The 7,120-nt window shown below is 40.7% G+C and carries 5 protein-coding genes and 5 tRNA genes; all 10 read right to left on the bottom strand.

Annotation, left to right across the window (positions count from 1 at the left end; translation table 11 throughout):
- Positions 1 to 19: 19 nt before the first annotated feature.
- A complete protein-coding gene (locus tag HMPREF9425_RS08660; RefSeq protein ID WP_003098305.1) occupies positions 20 to 448 on the bottom strand; it encodes a MarR family winged helix-turn-helix transcriptional regulator in 429 nt (142 codons plus the stop codon).
- 131 nt (positions 449 to 579) lie between these two features.
- Positions 580 to 810 carry a GlsB/YeaQ/YmgE family stress response membrane protein gene (locus HMPREF9425_RS08655; RefSeq protein WP_002889604.1) on the bottom strand — a complete coding sequence of 77 codons (231 nt, stop codon included), beginning with the start codon at positions 808 to 810 and terminating at the stop codon, positions 580 to 582.
- A 19-nt stretch (positions 811 to 829) separates the two neighbouring features.
- A complete protein-coding gene (locus HMPREF9425_RS08650) occupies positions 830 to 2,071 on the bottom strand; it encodes an aminopeptidase (protein ID WP_003098303.1) in 1,242 nt (413 codons plus the stop codon).
- A 163-nt stretch (positions 2,072 to 2,234) separates the two neighbouring features.
- A complete protein-coding gene (locus HMPREF9425_RS08645; protein WP_003098301.1) occupies positions 2,235 to 6,509 on the bottom strand; it encodes a PolC-type DNA polymerase III in 4,275 nt (1,424 codons plus the stop codon).
- Positions 6,419 to 6,628 carry a PolC-type DNA polymerase III N-terminal domain-containing protein gene (locus tag HMPREF9425_RS10460; RefSeq protein WP_003098299.1) on the bottom strand — a complete coding sequence of 70 codons (210 nt, stop codon included), beginning with the start codon at positions 6,626 to 6,628 and terminating at the stop codon, positions 6,419 to 6,421. Before HMPREF9425_RS10460 ends, HMPREF9425_RS08645 begins: the two co-directional genes overlap by 91 nt.
- Positions 6,629 to 6,679: 51 nt before the next feature.
- Positions 6,680 to 6,763, bottom strand: a tRNA-Leu gene (locus tag HMPREF9425_RS08640).
- 9 nt (positions 6,764 to 6,772) lie between these two features.
- Positions 6,773 to 6,844: transfer RNA gene (locus HMPREF9425_RS08635), tRNA-Gln, on the bottom strand.
- 8 nt (positions 6,845 to 6,852) lie between these two features.
- A tRNA-His gene (locus HMPREF9425_RS08630) sits at positions 6,853 to 6,925 on the bottom strand.
- 11 nt (positions 6,926 to 6,936) lie between these two features.
- Positions 6,937 to 7,007: transfer RNA gene (locus HMPREF9425_RS08625), tRNA-Trp, on the bottom strand.
- A 5-nt stretch (positions 7,008 to 7,012) separates the two neighbouring features.
- Positions 7,013 to 7,093 (bottom strand) — tRNA-Tyr (locus tag HMPREF9425_RS08620).
- Positions 7,094 to 7,120: the final 27 nt, after the last annotated feature.

Here is a 7,120-nt window from a genome sequence, read left to right as displayed (position 1 = left end):
TAAAAATAAAGAAATATGCTCAGACATTCTTAAACTTTTTCAGAAGCTCTACCAATTGTGACTGTTCGTCAGGAGACAAAACGGAAAAAGTCTCCTCAATCGCTCGCTGATGTGGGGGGATTGCTGCTTTGATAATACGGCGGCCCTCATCCGTCAAATCAATCTCAAAAGCACGCTTATCTGTTTGACAGGCTTTTCGTATCAACCAACCCTTTTTCTCCATGTTTTTAATGACGACAGTCATATTACCCGAAGTAGCAAGCATGCAATCAATTAATTCACCAATCTTCATACGCCCCTTGGCATTAAGTACATCCATGACCCCAAATTGAGTTGGTGTCAAATTAAATTCTTTGAAGGTCTCAGAAACCTTGGCATCGATGGTACGAAAAGCCTTACGCATAACAACCATACTTTTTACAGCTATGTTTTTATCTAAGTCACTCATTCCTAGTCCTTCCCAAATAGATGCTATTTTTACTACTCTACCACAGTTTTTCTAAAAGTGGTATATGAGAATGAAAAAATAAGAAAAAGAGTCCTTAGATATCTAACCAATATCTCAGAACTCTTTCATTTCTAACTATTACGATTCCAAAAAAGGGCTAATAAGATAACAGCACCTAGTACCGAAGGAACGATAGCAGTATCTGCTAGCATCGGTCCCCAATTTCCAAAAAGAAGCTGACCAACAAAAGCACCTAACCATCCAACAAAGGTCTTACCAATACAGCCCATACGTTCACCCCTATTTGATATAGCAGAGGCAATAAGGCCAATTAGAAAACCAACTATCATACTTCCAATCATAAGAAATCCTCCACGATACTTAAATCACCCAATCCCCATTTCGGAAGATAGGCACACGACTACCATCTTGGCGGATACCATCAATATCCATTTGATTTGAACCAATCATAAAATCTACGTGTACATCAGAACGATTAAGACCAGCTGCTTTAAGCTCCTCTTCTGTCATGTCTGCTCCCCCCTCAACACTGGTAGCATAGGCTGCCCCAATAGCTAGATGGTTGGAGGCATTTTCATCAAAAAGGGTATTAAAGAAGGTAATACCAGACTGCGAAATAGGACTTGGATCTGGTACCAAGGCACATTCACCTAGAGCACGCGCCCCATTATTGTTGAAGACGAGATTCTTCATCACTTCGTCACCTTGGTCTGCTGTAATATCTACAATTTCACCATCTTTGAAGGTTACTTTGATTCCCTCAATAATATTACCATTATAACTTAGTGGTTTTGTACTTGAGACATAACCATCTGCACGCCGGAAATCAGGAGCTGTGAAGACTTCTTCTGTCGGCATATTCGGCAAGAAACCTTCACCTTGGGTATTGATAGCTCCTGCTGACTCCCAAACGTGGTTTTTCGGCAAACCAAGGGTCAAATCTGTTCCTGGTGCTGTGTAATGAAGGGCTGAGAATTGCGCCTCATTGAGTATACGTGCTTTAGCATCTAAACGGTCAGCATGTTCCTTCCAGGCATGTACAGGATCCTCTTCGTAAACACGACAGGTCTTGAAAATTTGGTCCCAAAGTAAATCTACGGCTTCCTCATCACTCGAAGCATCAGGAAAGACCTTCTTAGCCCATTCCTTACCAGCTGCAGCAGCTACAGTCCAACTAACCTTATTAGACTGAGTTGCCACCTGCATAGGTTTAAAGGCTACCCCAGTAGCCTTAGCATGAGCAGATAGACGTTCAGGAGCGACACCATTAAGGGCCCCTGGATCTGAAGAACGAACTCCTAAGCGACTTGCCTTTTTGGCCAACAAATATTCCATCTCAGCTTTTTTATAATCAGGAACCTCTTCGATGCGGTCCATATCGGCATGTAAGAAGCGCTCGCGATTAATAATATCATCCGACCATTGAACAATTACCTCAGCTGCTCCTAAAGCATAGGCCTCTTTAACTAAAAGATGAGCTAGCTCTGCTTGCTCTACATCTATACTCAAGGCCACCGTATGACCAGGTTGTACATTAATCCCATTGGCAACCAATAATTTAGCATATTTTTCAAGATTTTCTTTAAAATGTGGTAAAACCATGATTAACTCCTTGAAACTATAATTTTCTATCAGTATACCATAAGACGAAGAAAAAAGTTTTCTATCAGCTTTGGCTTTTTATCATCACATACAGATACCTAAACAAAAAGAGAACGGAGACTGACTCCATTCTCTCAAAGTTGATGACAATTCACTTTAGCCATTAAAAGAAATCATCAAAAAGACTTAACTGATTATCTTCTGGCATATTTCCTAGAATGCCCATTTCATCCAATTTTTCAACCAAGGTTGATGATAGGCCTCCTCGTTTACGCAATTCTGTTTTGGAGAGAAATTCCCCTTCTTCACGTGCAGCAACTACTTGCTTCGCAACGTTTTCACCCAAACCTTCAAGTGCGATAAACGGAGGAATCAAGGTATCTCCTTCAATCAAAAATTCAGTCGCCTGACTCTTATAAAGATCTAACTGGCCAAAAGTAAAGCCACGTTCTAACATTTCATTGACAATTTCAAGCGTTGTAAACAAGTCATTTTCAACATTAGTCGCTTCATTTCGTTGGCGCTTCTCCTTAATATCTTCCATTCGAGTTTTAACAGCATTGAGCCCTGCAGACATCGTCTTAAGCTCAAATGCTTTGGCTCGAATCGAGAAGTAAGCACAATAGTAATAAATAGGATGGTGCACCTTGAAATAAGCTACACGAAGGGCCATCATAACGTAAGCAGCCGCATGGGCTTTAGGGAACATGTACTTGATTTTACCACAAGATTCAATATACCAGTCCGGAACATTATTTTCACGCATGGCTTGAATATAACCATTTCGCTCTTCTTCAGAAATTTTCAACCACATTCCCTTACGCACACGTTCCATAATGGTAAAGGCCATCTTAGGATCTAACCCTGCATGCATTAGGTATACCATGATATCATCACGACAACCGATAACTGTTTTCAAGGTGGCAATACCTTCCTTAATCAAATCTTGTGCATTACCCAACCACACATCTGTACCATGGGATAAACCAGATAACTGTAAGAGTTCTGCAAAGGTCGTCGGATGCGTCTCATCGACCATACCACGAACAAAGTTAGTCCCAAACTCAGGGATCCCCAACATTCCCGTTGAGGTCCCAATTTGTTCAGGTGTTACCCCTAAAATCTCAGTCCCTGAAAAAAGTTTCATCACATCCGGATCATCTGCTCGAATATCTTTTGGATCAATTCCTGATAGGTCCTGTAACTTACGAATCATAGTCGGATCATCATGCCCCAGAATATCTAGCTTCAACACGTTCTCATCGATATCGTGGAAGTTAAAGTGAGTTGTCTGCCAAGCAGCAGTTACATCATCAGCCGGATATTGAACAGGTGTAAAATCATAGACATCCATATAATTTGGAATAACAACGATACCACCTGGGTGCTGACCTGTATTTCGCTTAACCCCAGCAGCACCCATAGCCAAACGATCAACCTCAGCATCACGATAGAACTTATTGTAATCACGTTCGTAACCCTTGACAAAACCATAAGCTGTCCGATCTGCAACAGTACCTACCGTTCCAGCACGGAAGGCATATTGCTCTCCAAAAATATCACGTACATCCAAGTGAGCCGACGGCTGATCATCTCCTGAAAAGTTCAAATCAATATCAGGAACCTTATCCCCATCAAAACCGAGGAAGGTCTCGAAAGGAATATCCTGACCATCCTTTTTATACTCAGTTCCACATTCTGAACATTCCTTATCAGGCAAATCAAAACCAGAGCCATAAGAACCATCCGTGATAAACTCTGAGTGTTGACATTTAGGACATAAATAATGAGGTGGCATAGGATTTACCTCAGTAATTCCAATCATTGTTGCAACAAAACTAGAGCCAACAGACCCCCGAGAGCCAACCAGGTAGCCACGTTCATTTGAACGGTTTACCAGCATCTGTGATGCCAGATATATTACGGCAAATCCATTACCAAGAATTGAGGACAACTCTTTCTCAATCCGCAAGTCAATAATGTCAGGCAAAGGATTACCATAAAGCTCAAATGCTTTAGCATAAGTCATCTCTGCAACCTGTTCTTCTGCACGATCAATGAAAGGTGTGTACAAGTCTTTTTTGACAACCTCAACCTCTTCAATTTGGTCCGCCATAGCCTGCGTATTAGTTACAACAATTTTATAGGCTAAGTCTTTTCCTAAAAAGGCAAAGTCATCTAGCATCTCGTTAGTTGTCCTAAAATGAGCTTCAGGTAAGGGAGCAGGTTTCGCATTTTCTCCCTTACCAATTGGCCTATTAATCATGGCTCCTTGTCCCAAAGCACGAACAATGATTTCACGATAAATGGCATCTTCAGGATTGATATAATGTACATTTCCCGTAGCCAGCACAGGTTTGTCCAGACGATTAGCGACTTCAATCAAATCTCGAATCAGTTGTTCTATAGCCGCCTCATCCTTGATTAAACCCTTTGCAATCAAGGGAGCATAAATTGCCGGTGGCATAACTTCAATAAAGTCATAATATTTAGCAACTTCAACCGCCTTATCAATACCGTGAGATAGAAGCGTATCAAAAACCTCACCATCAGCACAAGCAGAACCTACAATAATTCCCTCGCGATACTCATCTAAGACCGTACGAGGAATACGTGCTACTCCCTCAAAGTATGAGACATTTGATAAACTTACCAACTTAAAGATATTCTTCAAGCCAGTTTGATTCTGAACATATAGCGTTGCATGTTTGACACGAGACTTTTTATACGAATCTTCAGAAACCAACTCCGTGTTCAACTGTTCCAGATTAGTCAAACCGTGCTTATCAAACACATCTTTTATGAAGATAAACAACAGACGGCCCGTAGCTTCCGCATCATAATTGGCCATATGGTGGTGGTCCAACGCCACACCAAACCGCTTCGTCAAAGGACCCAAACCATGACGCTTATACTCAGGATAAAGATTTCGTGCAAATTCTAAAGTATCAATAACCGGTTGTAAAATTGTTGGTAACTGATGTCTTTCGTAATTGGCATTCATAAAACCAACGTCAAAGGTCGCATTATGAGCCACTAGCACAGTTCCTTGACAGAATTCTTGAAACTCCTGTAAAACTTGGACTAAAGGTTTAGCACCTTTTACATGATTATCAGTAATACCCGTCAACTCAGTAGTAAAAGCAGAAAGAGGATGCCCTGGGTCTATAAATTCATCAAATTGCTCAACAATATTACCTTTATGCATTTTTGATGCCGCAATCTGAATCAAATCATTATGAACAGCAGACAAGCCCGTTGTCTCAACGTCAAATACAACATAAGTTGCTTCTTTTAATTCCAAATTCTGGGAATTATAAACAATAGGAACTTTATCCTCAACAAGATTGGCTTCAAGACCAAAAATAGCCTTAATACCAGCTTTCTTAGCCCTATGGTAGCCATGAGGAAAACTCTGAACATTAGCGTGATCAGTTATAGCAACAGCTGGATGCCCCCAAGAAGCAGCAGTATCAATAAGCTCTTCCACAGTTGGCATGGCATCCATAGTCGACATGTTAGTATGTGCATGAAATTCCACACGCTTTTGTCCCTCAGGCATCAAATCCTTGCGAGGTGTGTGCGAAATCTCTTTGATATCTTGTACATTCATTGTCAGACTATGAGTGAAAGGATTATTCTCGATACGACCACGAACCCTAACCCAGTTCGCCTTTTTTATCATATCGAACTTAGCGAGCTCATCACTATCTTTTACCCATCGTTGCATAACAAAACTAGAGGTATAATCAGTTACCTTGAAATTAATAATAATTCTACCAGTCTTAGTTTCACGTTGCTCTACATCAAAAATATATCCTTCAAAAACAACACGATTCTCTTCAGAATTAATATCAACCATTGGCGTTATTTCAGCCTTATCAAAACTAGCTTGACGTTGACTTTGTTTCTCAGCAAAATTTTGGGACGGTTCGCTCACGGGTTTCGGTGCTGGGACACTTTCAAGAATAGATTGAAGCGCTTGTCTTGCTTGAGACTCAGCTTGTTCTTGTAAAAAAACCTTATTTGTTTGGTAAGCCTCTTCAAAAGAAGATGAAGCTACCTTATCTTCGACAACAGAAATGGATACATCAGATAAACCAACTTGAGAAAGAGATTTAGATATCAAAGAAATAAATCTATCCTGTAAATTTTCCTTTATAATATGCTCTGGAGCCTTAACAAAAATACTATTATTCGAAATCTCAACATCTAGATTTGAGAATAAAGAATAAATAGAAAAGTGAGACACTTTTAAACTATCTAAAGCATATGAAAAATAATCCCCAAGTAATGAATCATCGCAAGCAGTAGTAACTAAACGAATCTCAAAAAAAGCTTTGGCACCTAAAGAATTGAAGGAAGAATGAAGTAAACTATCAAAAAGAGTAAAAGACTCATAAGACAGAACACTAGGAAAAGAAAAACAAAAAACCACTGGCGCTTTGATTTAAATAGCTTTACTGTTTCGATAGAACCATCTTTAATTTCTTTAAAAGCATCGTGATCCTCAGGAAAACGAATTTGTTTTAAGAGAAGCTGAAATTTATTAAACATAAAAAATAAACTCCTATAGACAAAAAAACACTCCTTAAGGAGTGTAACATATACCGGCGGCCGGGGTCGAACCGGCACGTCCTTGCGGACACTGGATTTTGAGTCCAGCGCGTCTGCCAATTCCGCCACGCCGGCAAAGTATAACTGGGGTAGCTGGATTCGAACCAACGCATGAGGGAGTCAAAGTCCCTTGCCTTACCGCTTGGCTATACCCCAAAAATATAGGCGAATGAGGGGAATCGAACCCCCGAATGTCAGAGCCACAATCTGATGTGTTAACCACTTCACCACATTCGCCACTTTACTAACACGGGCAGTAGGAATTGAACCCACACTGAAGGTTTTGGAGACCTTAGTTCTACCTTTAAACTATGCCCGTAACTATGGAAGGGGAGGGATTCGAACCCCCGAACCCGAAGGAGCGGATTTACAGTCCGCCGCGTTTAGCCTCTTCGCTACCCTTCCAAAATATAAACAAATGGCGCGAGACGG

Source organism: Streptococcus vestibularis ATCC 49124 (assembly GCF_000188295.1).
Taxonomy (GTDB): domain Bacteria; phylum Bacillota; class Bacilli; order Lactobacillales; family Streptococcaceae; genus Streptococcus; species Streptococcus vestibularis.
The sequence above is the reverse complement of the archived record's forward strand: the minus strand, read 5'-3'. Positions and strand labels throughout refer to the sequence as shown.